Source organism: Streptomyces sp. NPDC049879, from assembly GCF_044461265.1.
Taxonomy (GTDB): Bacteria; Actinomycetota; Actinomycetes; order Streptomycetales; family Streptomycetaceae; genus Streptomyces.
On record NZ_JBITKT010000002.1, the window covers coordinates 229409 to 249900 of the forward strand.

General features: G+C 74.6%; 15 protein-coding genes. 8 read left to right on the forward strand and 7 right to left on the reverse strand.

Features of this window, described 5'->3' with window-relative positions:
• Nucleotides 1-91: 91 nt before the first annotated feature.
• A complete protein-coding gene (aspS, locus tag ACIBPC_RS07930; protein WP_398842037.1) occupies nucleotides 92-1882 on the reverse strand; it encodes an aspartate--tRNA ligase in 1791 nt (596 codons plus the stop codon).
• Nucleotides 1883-1982: 100 nt separating this feature from the next.
• Here aspS and ACIBPC_RS07935 point away from each other — a divergent pair, with 100 nt between their 5' ends.
• The gene (locus tag ACIBPC_RS07935) at nucleotides 1983-4103 is read left to right on the forward strand and encodes a SpoIIE family protein phosphatase (protein WP_398842039.1); all 2121 of its coding nucleotides are present in this window, start codon (nucleotides 1983-1985) and stop codon (nucleotides 4101-4103) included.
• Here ACIBPC_RS07935 and ACIBPC_RS07940 read toward each other — a convergent pair.
• From ACIBPC_RS07940 to ACIBPC_RS07955, 4 genes are all read right to left on the reverse strand, one after another.
• On the reverse strand, nucleotides 4087-5190 hold the full coding sequence (locus ACIBPC_RS07940; protein ID WP_398842041.1) for a methyltransferase domain-containing protein: 1104 nt from the start codon (nucleotides 5188-5190) through the stop codon (nucleotides 4087-4089). The genes ACIBPC_RS07935 and ACIBPC_RS07940 overlap by 17 nt on opposite strands.
• A gap of 14 nt (nucleotides 5191-5204) precedes the next feature.
• Nucleotides 5205-5348, reverse strand: coding sequence for a hypothetical protein (locus ACIBPC_RS07945; protein WP_362957094.1), 144 nt, complete (start codon nucleotides 5346-5348; stop codon nucleotides 5205-5207).
• A gap of 217 nt (nucleotides 5349-5565) precedes the next feature.
• Nucleotides 5566-6519 carry a pirin family protein gene (locus ACIBPC_RS07950; protein ID WP_398842042.1) on the reverse strand — a complete coding sequence of 318 codons (954 nt, stop codon included), beginning with the start codon at nucleotides 6517-6519 and terminating at the stop codon, nucleotides 5566-5568.
• Between the two features lie 97 nt (nucleotides 6520-6616).
• Nucleotides 6617-7105 (reverse strand): SseB family protein, encoded by a 489-nt coding sequence (locus ACIBPC_RS07955; protein WP_362957089.1) that lies wholly within the window; start codon nucleotides 7103-7105, stop codon nucleotides 6617-6619.
• A 140-nt stretch (nucleotides 7106-7245) separates the two neighbouring features.
• Here ACIBPC_RS07955 and ACIBPC_RS07960 point away from each other — a divergent pair, with 140 nt between their 5' ends.
• The 4 genes from ACIBPC_RS07960 to ACIBPC_RS07975 all read left to right on the forward strand — a co-directional run bounded on the left by ACIBPC_RS07960 (nucleotide 7246) and on the right by ACIBPC_RS07975 (nucleotide 13133).
• Nucleotides 7246-9075 carry an acyl-CoA dehydrogenase gene (locus ACIBPC_RS07960; RefSeq protein ID WP_398842045.1) on the forward strand — a complete coding sequence of 610 codons (1830 nt, stop codon included), beginning with the start codon at nucleotides 7246-7248 and terminating at the stop codon, nucleotides 9073-9075.
• Nucleotides 9076-9195: 120 nt separating this feature from the next.
• Nucleotides 9196-9975 carry an ABC transporter ATP-binding protein gene (locus ACIBPC_RS07965; protein WP_398842046.1) on the forward strand — a complete coding sequence of 260 codons (780 nt, stop codon included), beginning with the start codon at nucleotides 9196-9198 and terminating at the stop codon, nucleotides 9973-9975.
• Complete coding sequence (locus tag ACIBPC_RS07970; protein WP_398842047.1) at nucleotides 9972-12506, forward strand: FtsX-like permease family protein; 2535 nt, start codon at nucleotides 9972-9974, stop codon at nucleotides 12504-12506. Before ACIBPC_RS07965 ends, ACIBPC_RS07970 begins: the two co-directional genes overlap by 4 nt.
• 108 nt (nucleotides 12507-12614) lie before the next feature.
• Entirely contained in the window at nucleotides 12615-13133 is a 519-nt protein-coding gene (locus ACIBPC_RS07975; RefSeq protein WP_398842048.1) for a hypothetical protein, read from the forward strand.
• 196 nt (nucleotides 13134-13329) lie between these two features.
• Here the strand turns inward: ACIBPC_RS07975 and ACIBPC_RS07980 are convergent, their stop codons facing one another.
• Nucleotides 13330-14763 carry an MFS transporter gene (locus ACIBPC_RS07980; protein WP_398842050.1) on the reverse strand — a complete coding sequence of 478 codons (1434 nt, stop codon included), beginning with the start codon at nucleotides 14761-14763 and terminating at the stop codon, nucleotides 13330-13332.
• Nucleotides 14764-14982: 219 nt separating this feature from the next.
• On the opposite strand from ACIBPC_RS07980, the gene ACIBPC_RS07985 reads away from it, so the two are divergent.
• The 3 genes from ACIBPC_RS07985 (at nucleotide 14983) to ACIBPC_RS07995 (ending at nucleotide 18703) form a co-directional block, all read left to right on the forward strand.
• Nucleotides 14983-16332, forward strand: coding sequence for a PP2C family protein-serine/threonine phosphatase (locus tag ACIBPC_RS07985; protein WP_398842051.1), 1350 nt, complete (start codon nucleotides 14983-14985; stop codon nucleotides 16330-16332).
• Nucleotides 16333-16379: 47 nt separating this feature from the next.
• A complete protein-coding gene (locus tag ACIBPC_RS07990) occupies nucleotides 16380-17675 on the forward strand; it encodes a M18 family aminopeptidase (protein WP_398842052.1) in 1296 nt (431 codons plus the stop codon).
• A 203-nt stretch (nucleotides 17676-17878) separates the two neighbouring features.
• Nucleotides 17879-18703, forward strand: a complete 825-nt coding sequence (locus ACIBPC_RS07995; RefSeq protein WP_362957063.1) for a maleylpyruvate isomerase family mycothiol-dependent enzyme — start codon at nucleotides 17879-17881, stop codon at nucleotides 18701-18703.
• 22 nt (nucleotides 18704-18725) lie between these two features.
• Here the strand turns inward: ACIBPC_RS07995 and ACIBPC_RS08000 are convergent, their stop codons facing one another.
• Nucleotides 18726-20429 (reverse strand): protein kinase, encoded by a 1704-nt coding sequence (locus ACIBPC_RS08000; protein WP_398842054.1) that lies wholly within the window; start codon nucleotides 20427-20429, stop codon nucleotides 18726-18728.
• Between the last annotated feature and the right edge of the window lie 63 nt (nucleotides 20430-20492).

Here is a 20492-nt window from a genome sequence, read left to right on the forward strand (position 1 = left end):
GGCTGGGCTGAGCTGCACGGGGCTGGGCACGGCACACCGCGGCGCCCCCGGCCCGCCGCGCGTGGGCGGGCCGGGGGCGCCGGGTGGGTGGTCAGGACTGCTTCTGCTGTCCCTTGGCCGAGGGGCGCAGCGACAGGTGCAGCTCGCGCAGGCGTGTCTCGTCCACCGGGCTGGGGGCGCCCATGAGGAGGTCCTGCGCGTTGCCGTTGAGGGGGAACGCGATGGTCTCGCGGATGTTCGGCTCGTCCGCGAGCAGCATCACGATACGGTCCACGCCCGGGGCGATGCCGCCGTGCGGCGGGGCACCGAAGTGGAACGCGCGGAGCATGCCGCCGAACTCGCGCTCGACCTCCTCGCGGCTGTAGCCGGCGATCTCGAACGCGCGGTACATGATCTCCGGCTCGTGGTTCCTGATCGCGCCGGACGACAGCTCGACGCCGTTGCACACGATGTCGTACTGCCAGGCCAGGACGTCCAGTGGGTCCTTGCCCTCCAGCGCGTCGAGGCCGCCCTGCGGCATGGAGAACGGGTTGTGCGAGAACTCGATCTGCCCGGTGTCCTCGTTGCGCTCGAACATGGGGAAGTCCACGATCCAGCAGAAGCGGAAGACGTTCTCCTCGAAGTGCCCGGCGCGGCGGGCGGCCTCGACGCGCACGGCGCCCATGACCTTCGAGACCTCGTCGAACTCGCCCGCGCCGAAGAAGACCGCCGTGCCGGGGCCCGCGTCCAGCGCGTCGAGCAGCGCGGCGGTGTCCGCCTCGGTGAGGAACTTGGCGATCGGCCCGGTCAGCGTCCGGTCCTCGCCGACCCGCACCCACGCCAGGCCCTTGGCGCCGAGCCCCACGGCGAACTCACCCAGCTGGTCGAAGAACTTGCGCGGCTGCGCCGCCGTGTCCGGCACCGCGAGGGCCCGCACGTGCTTGCCCGCGAACGCCTTGAAGTCCGAGCCCGCGAAGATGCCGGAGACATCGGTCAGTTCGAGCCTGGCCCGCAGGTCGGGCTTGTCCGAGCCGTACTTCAGCATGGCCTCGCGGAACGGGATGCGCGGGAACGGCGAGGTGACGTGCCGCCCGCCGCCGAACTCCACGAACAGCTCGGTCATCACCTTCTCGATGACCCCGAAGACGTCCTCCTGCTCGACGAAGCTCATCTCGACGTCGAGCTGGTAGAACTCGCCCGGCGACCGGTCCGCCCGCGCGTCCTCGTCACGGAAGCAGGGCGCGATCTGGAAGTAGCGGTCGAAGCCCGCGATCATCAGCAGCTGCTTGAACTGCTGCGGCGCCTGCGGCAGCGCGTAGAACGTGCCCGGGTGCAGGCGCGACGGCACGAGGAAGTCCCGCGCGCCCTCGGGCGAGGTGGCGGAGAGGATCGGCGTCGTCAGCTCGTTGAACCCCAGCGCGGTCATCTTCTGCCGGATGGCGGCGATGACGGCGGAGCGCAGCATGATGTTGCGGTGCATGCGCTCGCGGCGCAGGTCGAGGAAGCGGTACTCCAGGCGCCGCTCCTCGCCGACGCCGTCGTCCGCGTTGATGGTGAACGGGATCTGCTCGGCGGCGCCCAGGACCTCGACGTCGGAGACCTCGATCTCGATCTCGCCGGTGGCCAGCTCCGGGTTGACGTTCTCGGCGCCGCGCCCGGTGACCGTGCCGTCCACGCGCAGGACGGTCTCCTTGGAGAGGGAGCCGAGCCGCTCGCTCACCGCGTCGTACCCGGCCGTGCCGGGGCGGACCACGAGCTGGACGACGCCGTAGTGGTCGCGCAGGTCGACGAAGAGGATGCCCCCCAGGTTCCGGCGATTGTGCAGCCAGCCCGACAGCCGGACGTCCTGGCCGATGTCCGCCGAGCGCAGCTCGCCGCAGGTGTGGGACCGGTACCGATGCATCGTTCGTCCAAAGTCGTAGACGGGGTGGGGGACGGCCCCTCAGACTACCGGCCCACCTTCGCTCGCCGCTTCGGTACGAATGTGCATAAAGTGAGGCATTATGCGCACCGAGGATGTGCTGAGGGCCGCCGAGGTCGGCACCTGGAGCTGGGACGACAACCGCCGCCTGCTGACCCTGGACGCCACCGCGGCGGAACTGGCGGGACTCGGCGCGCAGTCCATCACCCTCTCCGAGGCGGCGATCCGCTCCCGCACGCCCGTGCAGGACTACATCGGGCTCCAGCGGGTCTTCGCCATGGCCGAGGCGGAGGCGCGCATCGCCGAGGCGGAGTTCCGCCTCGTGACGGAGGACGGCGAGGTGCTGCGGACGCTGCACCTGCGGGTGGGCATGCCCGGGCGGCGCCCGGACGAGGCCGGGGACGACGGGTCCGGCGACGAGGGCGGCGGAGTGGCGGGGCCGGTCGGCACGGTGGTGGCCGTGCGGCGCCCCGAGGACGAGGGCGGCGAGCGGCGGATGGCCGCCGAGGACTGGGACTGGCGGCGCGCCCGCGAGGCGTTCCTCCTGGACGCGGGCCAGGCCTTGTCGGAGGCCCACAGCACCGCCGAGGCCCTGCGCACGGCCGCGTCCCTCGCGATGCCCGGCTTCTCGCCCGACGGCTTCGCGGTCTTCACGCGTGAGGGCGACCGCATCTGGATGGCCGAGCACCACGGGACGCCGCTCAGCGTCGACAACCTCGGCTTCCCCCTCCCGCTGTCCAGCCCGTACCCCGCCGCCGAGGCCATGCGCACCGGCCACGCCGTGTACATCGGGACGCCCGAGGACTACGCGACGCGCTACCCCGACTTCTGGCCCGCGATCCGCAAGTACGGCTACGCCTCGTGGGCCTACCTGCCGCTGGTGGTGGCCGGGCGGATCATCGGCGTCTGGCTGGTCGCGTTCTCCTCGCACGTGGACTTCACGATCGACAACCGCGCCATGCTCTCCACCCTGGCGCGGCTGCTCGCGCAGGCGCTGTCGCGCACGTTCCTCCAGGACACCGAACGCGAGCTGACGGCCGACCTCCAGAACACGATGGCCCCCGGCCCGACGCCCGCCGTGCCCGGCGTGCTGATGGCGGCGCGGTACGTCCCCACCGGCGGCGGGCTGAAGGTCGGCGGCGACTGGTACGACGTCATCCCCCTGCCGGACGGCCGCGTCGCGCTCGTGATCGGCGACGTGCAGGGCCACGACGTACGGGCCGCCGCCGTCATGGCGCAGCTGCGGATCGCCGTGCGCGCGTACGCCGCCGAGGGCCACCGGCCGGACGCCGTGGTGAACCGGGCCGCGCGCTTCCTCGCCGCCCTGGAGCACACGCGCGACGACCCGCGCTTCGCCACCTGCCTGTACGTCCAGGTCGATCCCCCGACCGGGACGCTCGACATCGTCCGCGCCGGGCACCCCGACCCCGCGATGATCTTCGAGGACGGCACGCTCGTGACCCGCCCCACGGCGGGCGGCCTGCCCCTCGGCGTCGGCCCGGAGGACGACTACCCGACGACCCGCCTCGTCCTCCAGCCGGGCGAGACGCTGCTGCTCGTCACGGACGGCCTCGTGGAGACGGGCCACCACGACCTCGACACCGGCTGGGCGCGCCTGGCCAACGCCGTGCGGGGCCTGCGCGGCATGCACCTGGAGGACCTGGCGGACACGCTGGTGGACACCGTGCAGGGCCCCCCGGGGCAGCCGGGCGCGGGCCAGGACGACGACCGGGACGACATCGCGCTGATGCTGCTGCGCAGACCGGGCGGCGAACGCCGCGCGGACACCGGCGAGACCGTGCGGCGGGTCGTGCTGACGATCGGGCAGGACGAGCCGGCCAGGATCGCCCAGGGCCGCCGCCAGGTCGGCGAGATGCTGCGCGACTGGGACGACCCGGAGCGCGTCTTCGGCGCGGTGCTGATGCTCTCGGAGATCGTGACGAACGTGCTGACGCACACGGACGGCGACGCCCTGCTCGTCGCCGAGCTGAGCGGCCCCCCGGGCGAACGGCTGCTGCGCGTCGAGGTCAGCGACGACAGCGACCAGCTCCCCCACCTGCGCGACCCCGGCGAACTGGCGACGACCGGCCGGGGCCTGCAGCTGATGGACTCCCTGGCCGACGCGTGGGGCTACCAGCCGCGCGGCATGGGCAAGACGACATGGTTCGAACTGCGCGAGGGCCCCCTCAGCGCGGGCTCATGACCGGCACGACGACCTGCGCCGCCTCGTCCAGCCACACCGCCACAGCCCCGCCGCGCTCCACGGTGACGCCGAACCGCTCCACGCCCGGCCGTCCGTGGCGGGTCCACCAGCCGTAGGCGGCTGTCAGCTCGTCCCACAGCGCACGGCCCCCGGCCTGCCGCACCCATACGCCGGGACCCGCACCGTCCCGCCGCACGGCGGCCGTCCACCCGGTGCCGCGCAGGTCGTAGAGCCACTGCGTGAGCCCGTCGGGGTGGCGTTCGACGGCGTGGGCGGCGTCCGCCAGCAGCAGCCCGGCCGCGAAGACGAACGGGTGCCAGTCGTCGGCCGGGGGCCACGCGTCGCTCTCGCGGTCGGTCATCGGCAGGCCGTCGGGATAGGCGGGCAACGGGTGGCGGTCGGCCCGCAGCTTCATGAACTCGACCTGCTGGAGGAACCGCCCCGTGGCCCGCCCGTCCTCGTCCACGGTGATCCGCAGAAGGGCGTCGCGGCGGCTGTACGGGGTGCCCCAGGGCAGCAGGAGGACGCCGCCGGGCCGCGTCTGCTCGATCCAGGCCCCGGGGACGTGGCGCATCCCGCAGGTCGCGATCAGCCGGTCGTACGGCGCTCCCTCGGGTACGCCGCGCGCCCCGTCGCCGGTGACCAGGCGCGGGACGAGCCCGGCGCGGCGGAGGGCGTCGCGCGCGTGCGCCGCGACGAGCGGATCGACCTCGACGGTGGTCACGGCGTCGTCGCCGAGCCGGTGGGACAGCAGCGCGGCGTTCCATCCGGTGCCGGTACCGATCTCCAGCACGCGGTCGCCCGGGGCGGCGTCGAGCGCGGCGAGCATGCGGGCGACGAGCGGGGGCGCGGACGCGGAGCTGGTCGGCGTCCGGCCGGGCGCCGGTCCCGTGTGGCGGCCGTCGTCCCACTGGGTGACCACGGCGGCGTCGGACCCGGCGGCGGCCAGCCAGCCCGTCGGGTCGTCGGCGCGGGAGACCGCCGGGCGGGCGACGCCGTCGAACGGCCAGATGGTGGCGGGCAGGAACAGGGCCCGGGGTAGCGCGCGGAACGCACCGGCCCACTCGGGCGCCGTACCCGGAGGCACCGGCCCGTCATGGGTCACGTGTGTTCGCCCTGCCCGGCATCGCCGTCGTCCTCCGGCTCCTCCTTGCGGTGCTGCCCGGTGCCGGGCGGGGGCGGGCTGTCCGGGCTCGGCTCCGGCGGCTCGTACGGCTGTCCCGGCAGTGCCGGCTGACGCGTCATGGCGTACCCCTCCACGGATTGCCGGGCTCACCGGGACCCGGCCGCTGTCGACGGTACGGCGGCGCCCGGGGCGCACGGCAAGGGCGCGCGGCGGTGGGTCGGTCCGATGCGGCCGCGACCGGCGCCCGTGGGAGGAGGACCGAGCCGGGAACGGGCCGCGCCCGGTGGGGCGGACCGGTGGTCCGTCCCGGTGGGCGCGGTGTCGTCGGGGGTCGGGTCAGAGGTGGTCGGCCGGGATGCGGCCGAGGCGGCCGGACTGGAAGTCGTCGAACGCCTGGGCCAGTTCGGCGTGGCTGTTCATGACGAACGGGCCGTAGTGCGCGATCGGCTCCCTGATCGGCTGCCCGCCGAGCAGCATGACCTCAAGCGACGGCGTGTTCCCGTCCTGCCGCTCGGCCGCGCGCACGGTGACCGTCTCGCCCTCGCCGAAGACGACCGCCTGCCCCAGCTCGACCGGCCGCCCCGCCGCGCCCGCGCTGCCGCGCCCGGCGAGGACGTACGCCAGCGCGTTGAAGTCGCGGCGCCACGGCAGCGTCAGCTCGGCGCCCGGGGAGACGGTGGCGTGGACGAGGGTGATGGGCGTGTACGTGACGCCGGGGCCCTGGTGCCCGTCGAGGTCGCCCGCGATGAGGCGGATCAGCGCGCCGCCGTCGTCCGAGGTGAGGAGGCGCACGTTGCCGCCGCCGATGTCCTGGTAGCGGGGGGTGGCCATCTTGTTCCTGGCGGGCAGGTTCACCCACAGCTGGATGCCGTGGAAGAGGCCGCCGGACATGACGAGCGACTCGGGCGGCGTCTCGATGTGCAGCAGCCCGGACCCGGCGGTCATCCACTGGGTGTCGCCGTCGTTGATGACCCCGCCGCCGCCCTCGGAGTCGCGGTGCACGAAGGTGCCGTCGATCAGGTACGTCACCGTCTCGAAGCCCCGGTGCGGGTGCCAGGGCGTGCCCCGGGGCTCGCCCGCCGCGTAGTCCACCTCACCCATCTGGTCCATCATGATGAACGGGTCGAGGTGACGGTGGTTGATGCCCGCGAAGGCGCGGCGGACGGGGAAGCCCTCGCCCTCCAGGCCGCTGGGGGCGGTGACGACGGCGCGGACGGGGCGGGCGGCGGCGTCGGCGGGAGCCGTGACGCGCGGCAGGGTCAGCGGGTTCTCCACGGTGATCGCGGGCATGGGGTCCTCCTGGGTGACTGCCCTCAGAGTAGTTGAACGGTGAACATCCGTCGAGACCCGCGGCATTCCCCGGCCGCCCGGTCACCCGGCCCCGCGCTCATCCGTACATGCGCCGCATCGTGTAGTCGACCATCTCCTCCACCGACTCCGCGTCCAGCACGAGCCGGTGCTCGCCCTCCATGTCGAGCGCGAAGCCGTACCCGGTCGGCAGCAGGTCGAGGACCTCGCCGCCCGTCACCGTGAAGTAGCGCGACTCCTTGCCCGCGTAGCGGCGCAGCTCCTTCAGCGAGCTGAAGAGGGGGATCACCGGCTGCTGCGTCGTATGCAGCGCGAGGAAGCCGGGGTTCTCGCCGCGCGGGCAGTAGATCTTCGCGCCGAGGAAGACGTCGTGGAACTCCTCGCTCGACAGGGTCCCCGAGGTGTACGCCCGCAGCGCCTCCGCGAGGGTCGGCGGGGCCGTGGGGGCGGCGGGCTGCTGCTGCTGTTCCGGATAGTGCTGCTGGCCGCCGTACCCCGCGAGCGGCTGCTGGTTTCCGTAGGGCTGCTGCTGGCCCTGATAGGCCGACTGGTTGTCGTAGCCGTACATGCCGGTAAGAGTACTGACTCACAGTTGACCGGTTTCCGCTTGCTTCTTATTACCGACGGGTAGCACTATGGGTGTTACCTGCCGGTACGAAAGCCCGGCCGCCGCACGCGCACCGCACCGACACCTACGGAGTCGCCGTCATGGGTCACTACAAGTCGAATCTCCGCGACATCGAGTTCAACCTGTTCGAGGTCCTCGGCCGCGACAAGGTGTACGGCACGGGGCCGTTCCAGGAGACCGATCCCGACACCGCACGCAGCATGCTCGCCGAGATCGCCCGCCTCGCCGAGAACGAGCTGGCGGCCTCCTACGTGGACGGCGACCGCAACCCGCCCGTCTTCGACCCGGAGACGCACACCGCGCCGCTGCCCGAGTCGTTCAAGAAGAGCTTCCGCGCCTACATGGACGCCGAGTGGTGGCGGCTGAGCATCGGCGAGGAGCTGGGCGGCCTCACCGCCCCCCGCTCCCTCGTCTGGGCGGCGGGCGAGAACATCCTCGGCTCCAACCCGGCGATCTGGATGTACGGCTCGGGCCCGACCTTCGGCCGCGTCCTCTACGACGAGGGCACCGAGGAGCAGCACAAGATCGCCCAGCTGATGGTGGACAGGCGCTGGGCCTCCACGATGGTGCTGACCGAGCCCGACGCGGGCTCCGACGTCGGCGCGGGCCGCGCGAAGGCGGTGCGGCAGGAGGACGGCTCCTGGCACATCGAGGGCGTGAAGCGCTTCATCACCTCGGGCGAGCACGACCTGTCGGACAACATCATCCACTTCGTCCTGGCGCGCCCCGAGGGCCACGGCCCCGGCACCAAGGGCCTGTCGCTGTTCATCGTGCCGAAGTACGACTTCGACTGGGACACCGGCGAGCTGGGCGAGCGCAACGGCGTCTACGCCACGAACGTCGAGCACAAGATGGGCCTCAAGGTCTCCAACACGTGCGAGCTGACGTTCGGCGCGCACGGCACCCCGGCGCGCGGCTGGCTGCTCGGCGAGAAGCACGAGGGCATCCGGCAGATGTTCAAGATCATCGAGTTCGCCCGCATGATGGTCGGCACCAAGGCCATCGCCACGCTCTCCACCGGCTACCTGAACGCGCTGGAGTACGCCAAGGAGCGCGTCCAGGGCCCGGACCTCACGCAGTTCGCCGACAAGTCCGCCCCGCGCGTCACGATCACGCACCACCCGGACGTGCGCCGTTCCCTCATGACGCAGAAGGCGTACGCCGAGGGCATGCGCGCCCTCGTCCTCTACACCGCGTGCGTGCAGGACGCGATCCTCGTCAAGGAGGCGGCGGGCGAGGACGCCTCCGCCGACGAGGCGATGAACGACCTGCTGCTGCCCGTCCTCAAGGGCTACGGCTCGGAGCGCTCCTACCAGCAGCTCGCCGAGTCGCTCCAGACCCTCGGCGGCTCCGGCTACCTGCAGGAGTACCCGATCGAGCAGTACATCCGGGACGCCAAGATCGACACCCTGTACGAGGGCACGACCGCGATCCAGGGGCAGGACTTCTTCTTCCGCAAGATCGTCCGCAACCAGGGCGTGGCCCTCACGTCGCTGGCCGAGGAGATCAAGAAGTTCCTCGCCGAGGCACCCGGCGGCGACGGCCTGGCGGGCGCCCGCGAGCAGCTGGCGCGCGCGGTCGGCGAGCTGGAGCGCCTGGTGGGCGTGCTGCTGACGGACCTGGCGGGCACCGAGAAGGACGTCCGCGCGCTCTACAAGGTCGGGCTGAACACGACGCCGTTCCTGATGGCGGCGGGCGACGTCGTGGTGGCCTACCTGCTGCTGCGCGGCGCGGCCGTGGCGGCGGCCAGGCTGCCGGACGCGGGCGCGCGGGACAAGGCGTTCTACGCGGGCAAGGTCGCGGCCGCCCGGCACTTCGCGGCGACGGTCCTGCCGAGCGTCGCGGTGGCGCGCGAGACGGCCGAGAACACGGACCTGTCCCTGATGGACCTGGACGAAGCGGCCTTCTGAACGTCCTGACCTGACCCCCGTCCCCACCCCCCACAGGACCCGGGGTCCACCGACCGGTGGACCCCGGGTTCAACCGTGCGGGGCTGTCGGCCGCCCCGCCCCGGCAGACAGCATGGGGGCATGACGAAATCCCCAGGTCAGACGGTTGAAGGACACGCCGCCGTCCACCTCACCGACGTCCGGAAGGTGTACGGCGACGCGCAGCGCGCGGTGGCCGCGCTCGACGGCGTGACGCTGTCCCTGCCGCGCGGCGGCTTCACCGCCGTCATGGGCCCGTCCGGCTCCGGCAAGAGCACGTTCCTCCACTGCGCCGCCGGGCTCGACCGGCCGACGTCCGGCACGGTCACCCTCGACGGCACGGACCTCGGCCCCCTGCGCGAGCGCGCCCTGACCGAGCTGCGGCGCGAGCGGATCGGCTTCGTCTTCCAGGCGTTCAACCTGTTGCCCGCCCTCAGCGTCACCGACAATGTCACGCTGCCCCTGCGGCTCGCGGGCCGCCGCCCCGACCGGCGGGCCGTGCGCGAGGTGCTCGACCGCGTCGGCCTCGGCGACCGGCGGCGCAGCCGCCCCGGCGAGCTGTCCGGCGGCCAGCAGCAGCGCGTCGCGATCGCGCGGGCCCTCGTCACCAGGCCCGCGGTCCTCTTCGGCGACGAGCCGACCGGCGCCCTGGACACCACGACGGCCGGCGAGGTCCTGGCGCTGCTGCGCGAGTCCGTCACCGAGTACGGGCAGACCGTCGTCATGGTCACCCACGACCCGGTGGCCGCCGCACACGCCGACCGCGTCGTCTTCCTCGCCGACGGGCGGCTCGCGGGCTCGCTCGACGCGCCCACGCCCGAACGGGTCGCCGAGCGGATGACCGGCCTCGGCGCGCGTGCCGGTGCGGGGGTGGCCCGGTGATCGGCATCGCGCTGCGCACCCTGCGCTTCCACAAGGGCGGCTTCGCCGCGTCGTTCGTCGCGCTGCTGCTGGGCGCCGCGCTCGTGATCGGCTCGGGCGGCCTGCTGGAGACGGGCATACGGCTCGCCGCGCCGCCCGCGCGCCTGGCCGCCGCGCCCGTCGTCGTCACCGCCGACCAGCGGTACGCGGGGACGGTCGAGGACGTCGTCTTCCCCGAGCGGGCACGCCTCGACGCGGCGCTGGCCGACGAGCTGGCGGCCGTACCGGGCGTCGACGCGGCCGTGCCCGACGTCTCCTTCCCCGCCGCGCTCGGCGCGGACGGGGGCGCCGAGGCGACCGGCCACGGCTGGTCGGCCGCGCGCCTCGCGCCGCTGCGCCTGACCGAGGGCACCGAGCCCGCCACGGACGACGCGGTCGTCCTCGGCGCCGCGCTCGCCGCCCGTTCGGGGATCGCCCCCGGCGACCGGGTCACGCTGGTCGCGGGCGGCGCGGCGCACACGTTCACCGTCTCGGGGATCGCCGAGGGCCCCGGCGCGGCGGACGGGCTGTACGTCGGCGACGCGGTGGCCGCGCGCCTCGCCGGGCACCCGGGCACGGCCGACGCGTTCGGCGTGTTCACCGCCCCCGGCGCCGACACGGGCGAGGTCGCCGACGCGCTGCGCACCGCCGTCGCCGACCGCGGCGCCACCGTCCTGACCGGCGACGACCGCGGGCGCGCCGAGGACCCGGCCGTCCTCGCGGAGGGCGAGGACCTCGTCCCGCTCGCGGCGGCGTTCGGCGGGCTCGCCGCGCTGGTCACGGTCTTCGCGGTCGCGGGCACCGTCTCCCTGTCGCTGCGGCGCAGGCGCCGCGACATGGCGCTGCTGCGGGCGGTCGGCGCGACGCCGCGCCAGGTGCGGCGGATGGTCGTCGCCGAGACGTTCGTCCTGGCCGTACTGGCCACCGCCCTGGCGTGCGTGCCCGGTCCCCGGGTGGGCGCGTGGCTGCTCGACACCTTCGCGGACAACGGGGTGGTGCCCGCCACGATCGCGTACCGCTCCGGTTCCGTCCCGCTGATCGCCGGAGCCGGGGCCGCGCTGCTCACGGCGCTCGGCGCCGCCTTCGCCGCCGCGCGCGCCGCGGGCCGTACGCGCCCCGTGGAGGCCCTGGCGGGCGTCACCGCCGACAAGGCACGCTTCGGCGTCCTGCGGCTGCTCACCGCGCTCGCCTGCCTCGGCGGCGGCACGGCGCTGGCCGTCGTCACGGCGGGCATGCCGGGCCCCGAGGCCGACAGCGTGGCGACCCCGGCGGCGCTGCTGTGGACGACCGGCTTCGCGCTGCTGGCCCCCGTGCTGTCCCGCGCCGTCGTGGCCGCGCTGCGGCGGCCCGTACGCGCGGCGGGCGGCCTGGCCGGGCGGCTCGCGACACTGAACGCCCGCGCGGGCGCGGCCCGGATGGCGGCGGCCGTCACGCCGGTCATGCTCGCCACCGGCCTCGCGCTGTCGCTCGTCTACCTCCACACGACGCAGGCCGACGGCGCCCGGGAGGCGTTCGACGCGAGCCTGCGCGCCGACCTGGTGGTCACGGCGGGCGCGGGCGGGCTGCCGCTCGACGCGGTGGAGGCGGTCGCGGAGCAGCCGGGCGTCGGCGCGGCGTCGGCGCAGGTCTCCGCGCTCGGCTGGATCGAACCCGACGAGCCCATGACCGTGTCGGACGGCGGCGAGGACACCGGTCCGCAGCCGACCGAGGTGGCACTGCGCGGCGTCACGGCCGGGGCCGTCGAGGAGACCACCGCCTTCCACGCGGTGAAGGGCGACCTGGCCGACCTGCGCGGCGACACCGTCGCCCTGCCCACGGCCCGCGCCGAGGGCCACCGCATCGGCGACACCGTGCCCCTGCGCCTCGGCGACGGCACGCGCGTGACGCCCGTCCTGGTCGCCACGGTGGACAGCCGCCGCGGCTACGAGACGGCGCTGCTGCCCGCCGACGTGCTCGCCGCCCACACGGACACCGGGCTCGTCCCGCAGATCCTCGTCACGGCCGCCCCCGGCACGGACACCGGCGACCTCGCCGCGTCCCTCTCCGCCCTGGCCGCCGACCACCCGGGGCTGCGGGTCGCCGACCGCGACGCACTCGGCTCGGCGCGCGCCGAACAGGACAGGACCCAGGCGTCGATGGCCTTCCTGGTCGTCGCCATGGTCGTCGGCTACGCGACGATCTCCCTGGTCAACGCCCAGATCCTCGCCACGGGCGAACGCCGCCGCGAGCTGGCCCTGCACCGCCTCGTCGGCGCGACCCGCCGCCAGGTGACGCGGATGATGGCCGTCGAATCACTCCTGACGGCGGCGGCGGGCATCGCCCTGGGCGCCCTGACGGCCGCGTGCGTCCTGGCCCCGGCAAGCCTCAGCATCAACGGCACGCCCTTCCCGCACGGCTCCCCCCTGATCCTGGCCACGGTCCTCACCGCCGCGACCGCCCTGACCCTGGCCACGACTCTCCTGGCCACCCGCGCGGCATTGCGCACACCCCCCGGCACCACGGCGGGCGCGTGACACGGAACGGCCGAAAAGCACCACGCCGGGATTCCGGGGCCGGATACTCGCCCTCGGCGGAGGACGCCGCCGGGGGCGCGTGGCCGGTCCCGGACACGGGAGGTGCGTATGGGCGAGGTCAGCTGGGAGAAGGTCCGGCGCAGGGCGCAGGAGCGCCGGAAGGCGGCGCTGCGCCGGGAGTTCGTCGACGCCGTGAAGTCCGGGGAACTCGACTTCGGCGAGATCGTCGAGAACACGGGCCCGCCCGGCACACGCCGCCGCGATGCGGCAGGAGACGCGCCCGTTCGACCGCGCGGGGAGGGCACCCCGGGATCGTCGGGTGACGGAGGTGCGGCAGTCGCCGTACCGGCCGTGTCGGTCGGGGACCACCGGCGAGGGGAGCCGGTGCGGGTCCGGCTGCGGGCGGACGAAGCGGAGGCGCTCCACGAGGTGATGCGGACGCTGGACCTCGCCTCGCCGTCCGAGGCCCTCCGTGCAGGACTGCGCCTGCTGGTGCGTGAGGCCGCGGAGAGAAGCGCCGCCGAGGAGGTCCGCCGCCACTACGGGGACCTCCCGGCCCCGCTGCCCGACGGTGTCTCCGCGCCGACCGAGGAGGAACTGCGGGCGGCGGACGACGTGACGTGGTGAGCCCTGCGCTCCCTCCGCGGCCCCAGCCGTTCGGACCGCCCCCGACCGCCGTCCTCACAGCCGACCGTGCCGCCGGACCGCTGTCGTCGCCACCGTCGCCCTGATCACGGGACTTCCGGACCTCCTGCCCCCTATGCCAGGCCTTCCATGGACCGCGCTGATCCGCACACCGTCGCGAGACCGTGCCGCACGAGGGTCACGTCGGTTCCTCGACGCGGGGTCCGGCGGTGGGGGTGCGGGTGGTCTTGGTGCGGGTGGGGAGGAGAGGGGTGGTGAGCAGGGTCAGCAGGGTCAGTGCGCCTGCCAGTGCCAGGCCCAGTGCGTAGCCGGATGTCGCGGCGGACAGCGGGGGGTCGCCCTGGCCGAGGAGGGTGGTCGTGTGCGCGGTCTGGATGCTGGTGAGGGCGGCCAGGCCCAGTGCGCCGCCGAGTTGGCGTGAGCTGCTGAGGACCGCCGACGCCGTGCCCGCCTCGTGGGGCGGCAGGCCGCCGGTCGCGGCGGCGGTCAGGGGGACGAAGCCGATGCCGAGCCCGGCGCCCAGCAGCAGCGACGGCCCGAGCACGTCCCCCGCGAAGCTCCCCGGCGCGCCGAGGAGCGCCAGCCAGCCGAACCCCGCCGCCGACAGCAGCCCGCTCGGCACCAGCAGCGCCCGTACGCCCACCGCCGGCAGCAGCCGCGTCGAAGCGCGGATGCCCGCGTAGACCACCGCGCACATCGGCAGGAACGCCAGCCCCGCCTCCGCCGGGCCGAGGCGCAGAACGTCCTGCAGGTAGAGGGAGACGAAGTAGAACGCCGCGAACTGCCCGGCGCTCAGCAGCAGCATGAAGAGGTTCGCGCCCGCCACCGCCCGCCGCGCCAGCAGCCCGGGACGCACCAGCGGCTGCGCCGCCCGCCCCTCCCACACCGCGAACGCCGCCAGCGCCACGGCCGCCACGCCCAGCGTCGCGAGCGTGCCCGGTTCGGTCCAGCCGGTGCCGCCGGTCCGCACGACGCCGAGGATCAGCAGCCCGGCCCCCGCCGTGGCGAGGACGGCGCCCGGCACGTCGAGCCGCGCCCGGTGCCCGCGGTCGGCGGGCGCCCCGGCCAGCGCGGTGCCGACGACGGTCAGCGCCAGCGGCAGGTTGACGAGCATGACGGCCCGCCAGCCCGCGTACTCGGCGAGCAGCCCGCCGGCGAGGACGCCCGCGCTGCCGCCCACCGCCGAGACGGCCGAGTAGACGCCGAGCGCGCGGTGCCGCGCCGGTCCCGCCGCGAACGTGACGGTCAGCAGCGCCAGCGCGGCCGGGACGAACGCCGCGGCCCCCGCCCCCTGGACGGCGCGCGCCGCGATCAACTGCCAGGGCTCGCGCGCCAGTCCGCCGCCCAGCGAGGCGAGCGCGAACAGCGCGGTGCCCGCCAGCAGCAGCCGCCTGCGGCCGAACAGGTCGGCGGCCCGCCCCCCGAGCAGCAGCAGCCCGCCGAACGCGAGCGCGTACCCGTTCACCACCCACGACAGCGAGCGGCCGAGGCCGAGGCCCGCGTCCATGGCGGGCAGCGCGACGTTCACGACGGTCATGTCGAGCGTGGCCGTGAACTGCGCCAGGGCCACGGATACGAGGACGAGCGCCGGACGGGCGCCGCGCGTCGGCATGGCTCCCCACCTCCTGCTGGTACGCGCGCGAGACGGCCTGGCCCGCCGCGCGGCGCGTCGCCCGGCCGGCGTAGGGTCCAACGCGCGAGGGCTTCCGCGGGCACGCGCACGGGCACGCGACACGGCGGGCCGCCGCGGCAGCGGGCCGGGCGCGCGCCCGTCTGGTAGGTCTGGTCGCCTGGCCGCCGCACGGGCGCGCGGCGAACGGAGGACGGACGCGTGGGAGCCGTGGAGGAACAGCCGCAGCCGCCCGACGGGCGCACGGGCCCCGAGCTGACGCTGACGGCCGAGCACGTCAGCCGCCTCTCCCAGGCCAACGAGCGGATGCGCGCCCTCCTCGACGCCATGACCGGCATCAGCGGCGAGCTGGACCTGCCCGCCGTGCTGCGGCGCATCGTCGCGACGGCGATGGAGCTGGTCGGGGCGCGCTACGGGGCGCTCGGCGTGCTGGACGAGAGCGGCGAGGGCCTGTCGGAGTTCATCCCGGTCGGGCTGAGCACGGCGGAGTCGGAACGGCTGGCGGGCGTGCCGTTCCCGCGCGGCCGCGGGCTGCTCGGCCTGCTGATCGAACGCCCCGAGCCGGTACGTGTCCGCTGCATCCAGGACCACCCCGACTCGGTCGGCTTCCCGCCGGGCCATCCGGCGATGCGGACGATGCTGGGCGTCGCGATCGGCGTGCGCGGCCGGGTGTACGGCAACCTCTACCTGAGCGAGCGGCACGACGGGCGGCCGTTCGACAAGGAGGACGAGGCGGTCGTCGTCGCGCTGGCGTCGGCGGCGGGCGTGGCGGTGGAGAACGCGCGGCTGTTCGCGCAGGTGCGGGACAGCGCCGAGAACTTCCAGCGCATGCTGCTGCCGCGCATCCCCGACCTGGCGCCCTTCGAGGCGGCGGCGGTCTACCGCACCTCCACCGAACGCGGCCTGCGCGCCGGGCAGGTCGGCGGCGACTGGTACGACGCGCTGCGGCTGCCCGACGGGTCGCTCGGCGTCGTCATCGGCGACGTCGTGGGGCACGACCTGGCGGCCGCCGCCGCGATGGCGCAGATCCGGCACATGCTGCGGGCGCTGCTGTACGTGCGGCACGGGTCGCCCGCCGCCGTGCTCGCCGAACTGGACCGCACGCTGGGCGCGATCACCGACCAGCCGATCACCACCGCCTGCCTGGCCCGCGTCGCACCGGCGGGCGGCGGGCGCTGGCGGCTCACGTGGACGTCGGCCGGGCACCCGCCGCCGCTGCTGGTCGCGGCGGACGGCACGCACACGTACCTGGACGGCGAGCCTGGGCTGCCGCTCGGCGTGGACCCCGATGTGCCGCGCCCCGAGCACACGGTGGAGCTGCCGCCCGGCGCGACGCTGCTGCTGTTCACGGACGGGCTGGTGGAGGACCGTACGCGTTCGATCGAATCCGGCCTCGCCGAGTTCGCGGGCCACGCGACCGAGCACATCGGCAGGCCGCTGGACGTCCTGTGCCGCACCCTCGCCGACCTGCGGCCGAGCGACGGGCACGACGACCTGGCGCTGTTGGCGCTGCGGACACCGGCCGACTCCGCGCACGATATCGGGACTTGAGGGCCCAAAGAGCGACCCGCCCCTGGCCGGATTCGTATGCTGTCGCCATGACCGCACCCTTCGACCGCCGCCACACCGACGACCTGATGGCCTTCCTCGCGCAGTCGCCGTCCCCCTACCACGCCGTGGCCAACGCCGCCGCGCGCCTGGCGGACGCCGGGTTCACGCGCCTCGCGGAGACCGACGCGTGGGACGGCGGGCCCGGCGGCCGGTACGTGGTGCGCGGCGGTGCGCTGATCGCCTGGTACGTGCCGGAGGGCGCCGGGCCCGCCACCCCGTTCCGCGTCGTCGGCGCCCACACCGACTCGCCGAACCTGCGCCTCAAGCCCACCCCCGAGACCGGCCGGCACGGCTGGAAGCAGCTCGCCGTCGAGCTGTACGGCGGGCCGCTGCTCAACAGCTGGCTCGACCGCGACCTCGGCGTCTCGGGCCGCCTCGCCCTGCGCGGCGGCGGGACGGCGCTCGTCCACGTGGACCGGCCGCTGCTGCGCGTGCCGCAGCTCGCGATCCACCTCGACCGCTCGGTCAACGACGGGCTGACGCTCAACCGCCAGGAACACACCATGCCCGTCTGGGGACTCGGCGCCCCGCGCGAGCACGAGCTGCTCGACTTCCTCGCCGAGGAGGCCGGGCTCGGTTCGGCCGGCGAGATCGCCGGCTGGGACCTGATGGCGCACAGCGTCGAGCCGCCCGCGTACCTCGGCAAGGACCGCGAACTCCTCGCCGCCCCGCGCCTCGACAACCTCCTGTCGGTGCACGCCGCGACCGCCGCGCTGGCCGACACCGCGCGCCGGGGCGGGACGCCGCGCCACATCCCGGTCGTCGCCGCGTTCGACCACGAGGAGAACGGCAGCGAGTCCGACACCGGCGCGGGCGGCCCGCTGCTGCGCGTCGCGCTGGAACGCGACGTGTACGCGCGGGGCGGCACCCCGGAGGACCGGGCGCGCGCGGTCGCCGGATCGTTCTGCCTGTCCTCCGACACCGGTCACGCCGTGCACCCCAACTACGGGGAGCGGCACGACCCGGACCACCGCCCGGTCGCCGGGGGCGGCCCGCTGCTGAAGGTCAACGTGAACCAGCGGTACGCCACGGACGGCGTGGGCCGCGCCGTGTTCACCGCCGCGTGCGAGCAGGCGGACGTCCCGTGGCAGCCGTTCGTCTCGCGCAACGACATTCCCTGCGGCACGACGATCGGCCCCATCACGTCGGCGCGGCACGGCATCGCGACGGTGGACGTCGGCGCGCCCATCCTGTCGATGCACTCGGCGCGCGAACTGTGCGCGGCCGTCGACCCGTACCTCCTGGCCAACGCGATGGCGGCCTTCCTGCGCCCCGCCGAGTGACCTGGCACCGCCGGGGAAACGCCCCCGTAACACCCCTGGGAGAACGGGCGCGACGCCACCGGCCGGGCCCGTCCGGCCGGTGGCTCGCAGGCGTACGGGCCGCCTAGGATTCGTACCCGGTAAGCCATTCACCGGCCGCGGCAGCGCGGCGTACCGTGTGAACACCCAATCCAGCCAGCGCCGAAACCGCCACGAGGGGTCAAGTGACCGAGCACCCGAGCCTCCAGCCGTACATCGCTGCGTGGACACAGTCGATCGAGGCGATATCGGAGCTGGTGTCCTCCCTCGTCGAAGGCGAGTGGAACAGGCCCACGGAGCGCACCGGCTGGTCGGTGCGCGACGTCGTCTCGCATGTGATCGGCGACGAGTGCGAGGCCCTCGGCGACCCCCGGCCCATCCACTCGCTGCCGCGCGACCTCTACCACGTGGTGGACGAGACGACGCGCTACCTGGAGGTCCAGGTCGATGTGCGGCGGCACCACACCGGGCCCGAGATGACCGGCGAGCTGGAGTACACGATCATCCGCCGCATGCGGCAGATGCGGAACGAGCGGCGCGGCCCCGACGACCTCGTCACCCACCCCCTGCACGGCAAGCTGCCGCTGACGGCGTTCATGGCGCAGCGCGTCTTCAGCGTCTGGACGCACGAGCAGGACCTGCGGCGCGCGCTGGGGCAGCCGGGCGATCTGGCGTCGCCTGCCGCGCTGGTGGCGCGTGACGTGCTGATCCAGCGGCTGCCGAAGACGGTCGCGGAGGACGCGGGCGCGCCGAAGAAGTCGGCGGTGGTCTTCGACATCAGCGGGCCGGTGGAGTTCCTGCGCACGGTGCGCGTGGACGAGAACGGGCAGGGCAGCGTGGACGGCAGCCCGTCGCTGGGTCCTGTGGTCACGTTCACGTCGGACTGGGAGACGTGGTCGCGGGTGGCGAGCGGGCGGGTGCGGCCGCGGCGGGTCGCGGACAAGCTGAAGATCGAGGGCGACACGGAGCTGGCCGGGCACATCCTCGCCGCATTCCCCGTCGCGTACTGAACGGGCGCGCGGCGGCGGCCCGTTACGAGGTGGGTTCCCTGCCCGTCGAGACGGTCAGGACGATCGGGCCGTCCTCCTCGGGGTTGTAGGGCTCCCCGACCGCGGGCGACTGCTCCAGCACCATGCCGTCGCCCTTGAGCACCTCGTCGCGGTAGCGCAGGTTGTCGTCGTAGCTCCAGCCCGCGGCGCGCATGCACTCCTTCACGGAGTCGATGTGGACGTCGTAGAAGTCCGGCATGGTGACGGCGCCCGGGTGTTCCGTCTGGTCGTAGTAGTCGGACGCGCTGACGCAGCGGGACGGCTCGATGGTCCGTTCCGGGTCGCCCGTCTTGTAGCGCGGCTCGTCGTTCGCCGGCTCGCCACCGCCGCCCACGCTCTCGCCGGTCGGCGTCCCCGTGCCGCCGCCCGCCTCCGGGTCGCCGCTCCCCCGGCTCAGCACGACGACCACGATCGCCAGCGACGCGACCAGCGCGATCGCCACCACCGACGCCACCACCAGCTGCCAGGGCGCCGACGCGCGGCCGTGCTCCGGGGCGGGGGCGGACGCGGGGGGCACGTGCTGGGCGGGGCCGTACGCGGCGGGCGGGGTGTCGACCGGGCCGCCGGGGTAGCCGTAGCCGCCGCCGGGGGCCGGGGCGTACGGGGAGGGCGTGGCCGGGCCCGGCCGCGCGGAATGGGTGGGGGACGGCGTGCGCGGCTCGGAGCCGCCGGGCCCGACCCGGCCGAAGTCGGCCACCCCGAACTCGCGGCCGCCGTACTCCGGACTGCCGTACTCCGGGCTGCCGAATCCGGGGAAGACCGCCTGCGACACCCCCGAACCGCTCTGCGGGCGCCGCGCCGCCTCCGGGTCGATCGACGGCGGCGCCCCCGTCAGCCCCTCCGCGACGCGGCGGCACGCGGCCAGCATCTCGCCCGCCGACCGGAAGCGCTCGTCCGGGTTCTTGCGCAGGGCGCGCGCTATCAGGGCGTCCAGCTCGGGCGTCACGGCCCGGTTCAGCTCCGACGCGGCGGGCGGCGCCTCCGTCACGTGCGCGTACGCCACGGCGAGCCCCGAGTCGGCGTCGAACGGCACCCGGCCCGTGATCAGCTCGAACAGCATCACGCCCACCGCGTACAGGTCGGACCGCGCGTCCACCGCCCGGCCGAGCGCCTGCTCGGGCGACAGGTACTGCGGCGTGCCGACGACCATGCCCGTCTGCGTCATCGCCCTGACGCCGGACTGCGTGGCGCGCGCGATGCCGAAGTCCATCACCTTCACGACGCCGCGGGGGGTGAGCATCACGTTCCCCGGCTTGATGTCGCGGTGGACGAGGCCCGTCTCGTGGCTCGCGTCGAGCGCCGCCAGCACCCCGGCCGTGATCCGCAGCGCCTTGTCGGCCGGCATCGCCCCGTACCTCGCCGCGTCCGCCTCCAGCGCGTCGCGCAGCGGCTCGCCCTCGACGTACTCCATGACGATGTACGGCACCGCGCCGTCCGGCGTCCGCTCCTCGCCGGTGTCGAAGACGGACACGATGTTCGGGTGGCTCAGCTTGGCGACGGCCTGCGCCTCGAAGCGGAAGCGCTCGCGGAACGCCTCCTCGCCGCTCACCTCGTTCCGCATGGTCTTGACGGCGACCCGGCGTTCCAGGACCGTGTCCCACGCGAGGTACACCGCCGCCATGCCGCCGCGGCCCAGCAGCTCGCGCAGCTGGTACCGGCCACCGCCCACGGTCGCGTGGTCACTCATGCGACTGTCCCCCCAGTCGGCACGCGTGGCCGGTGACCGGTGGGGCCGGTCGGCGCGCGTGGT

What these genes read in the sequence shown, in the direction of transcription:
- ACIBPC_RS07965 (WP_398842046.1), top strand. Translation starts at nt 9,196, where the DNA reads ATGACGAAATCCCCAGGTCAGACGGTTGAAGGACACGCCGCCGTCCAC.
- ACIBPC_RS08000 (WP_398842054.1), bottom strand. Translation starts at nt 20,429, where the DNA reads ATGAGTGACCACGCGACCGTGGGCGGTGGCCGGTACCAGCTGCGCGAG.
- ACIBPC_RS07955 (WP_362957089.1), bottom strand. Translation starts at nt 7,105, where the DNA reads ATGTACGGCTACGACAACCAGTCGGCCTATCAGGGCCAGCAGCAGCCC.
- ACIBPC_RS07975 (WP_398842048.1), top strand. Translation starts at nt 12,615, where the DNA reads ATGGGCGAGGTCAGCTGGGAGAAGGTCCGGCGCAGGGCGCAGGAGCGC.
- ACIBPC_RS07950 (WP_398842042.1), bottom strand. Translation starts at nt 6,519, where the DNA reads ATGCCCGCGATCACCGTGGAGAACCCGCTGACCCTGCCGCGCGTCACG.
- ACIBPC_RS07980 (WP_398842050.1), bottom strand. Translation starts at nt 14,763, where the DNA reads ATGCCGACGCGCGGCGCCCGTCCGGCGCTCGTCCTCGTATCCGTGGCC.
- ACIBPC_RS07945 (WP_362957094.1), bottom strand. Translation starts at nt 5,348, where the DNA reads ATGACGCGTCAGCCGGCACTGCCGGGACAGCCGTACGAGCCGCCGGAG.
- ACIBPC_RS07960 (WP_398842045.1), top strand. Translation starts at nt 7,246, where the DNA reads ATGGGTCACTACAAGTCGAATCTCCGCGACATCGAGTTCAACCTGTTC.
- ACIBPC_RS07935 (WP_398842039.1), top strand. Translation starts at nt 1,983, where the DNA reads ATGCGCACCGAGGATGTGCTGAGGGCCGCCGAGGTCGGCACCTGGAGC.
- aspS (WP_398842037.1), bottom strand. Translation starts at nt 1,882, where the DNA reads ATGCATCGGTACCGGTCCCACACCTGCGGCGAGCTGCGCTCGGCGGAC.
- ACIBPC_RS07990 (WP_398842052.1), top strand. Translation starts at nt 16,380, where the DNA reads ATGACCGCACCCTTCGACCGCCGCCACACCGACGACCTGATGGCCTTC.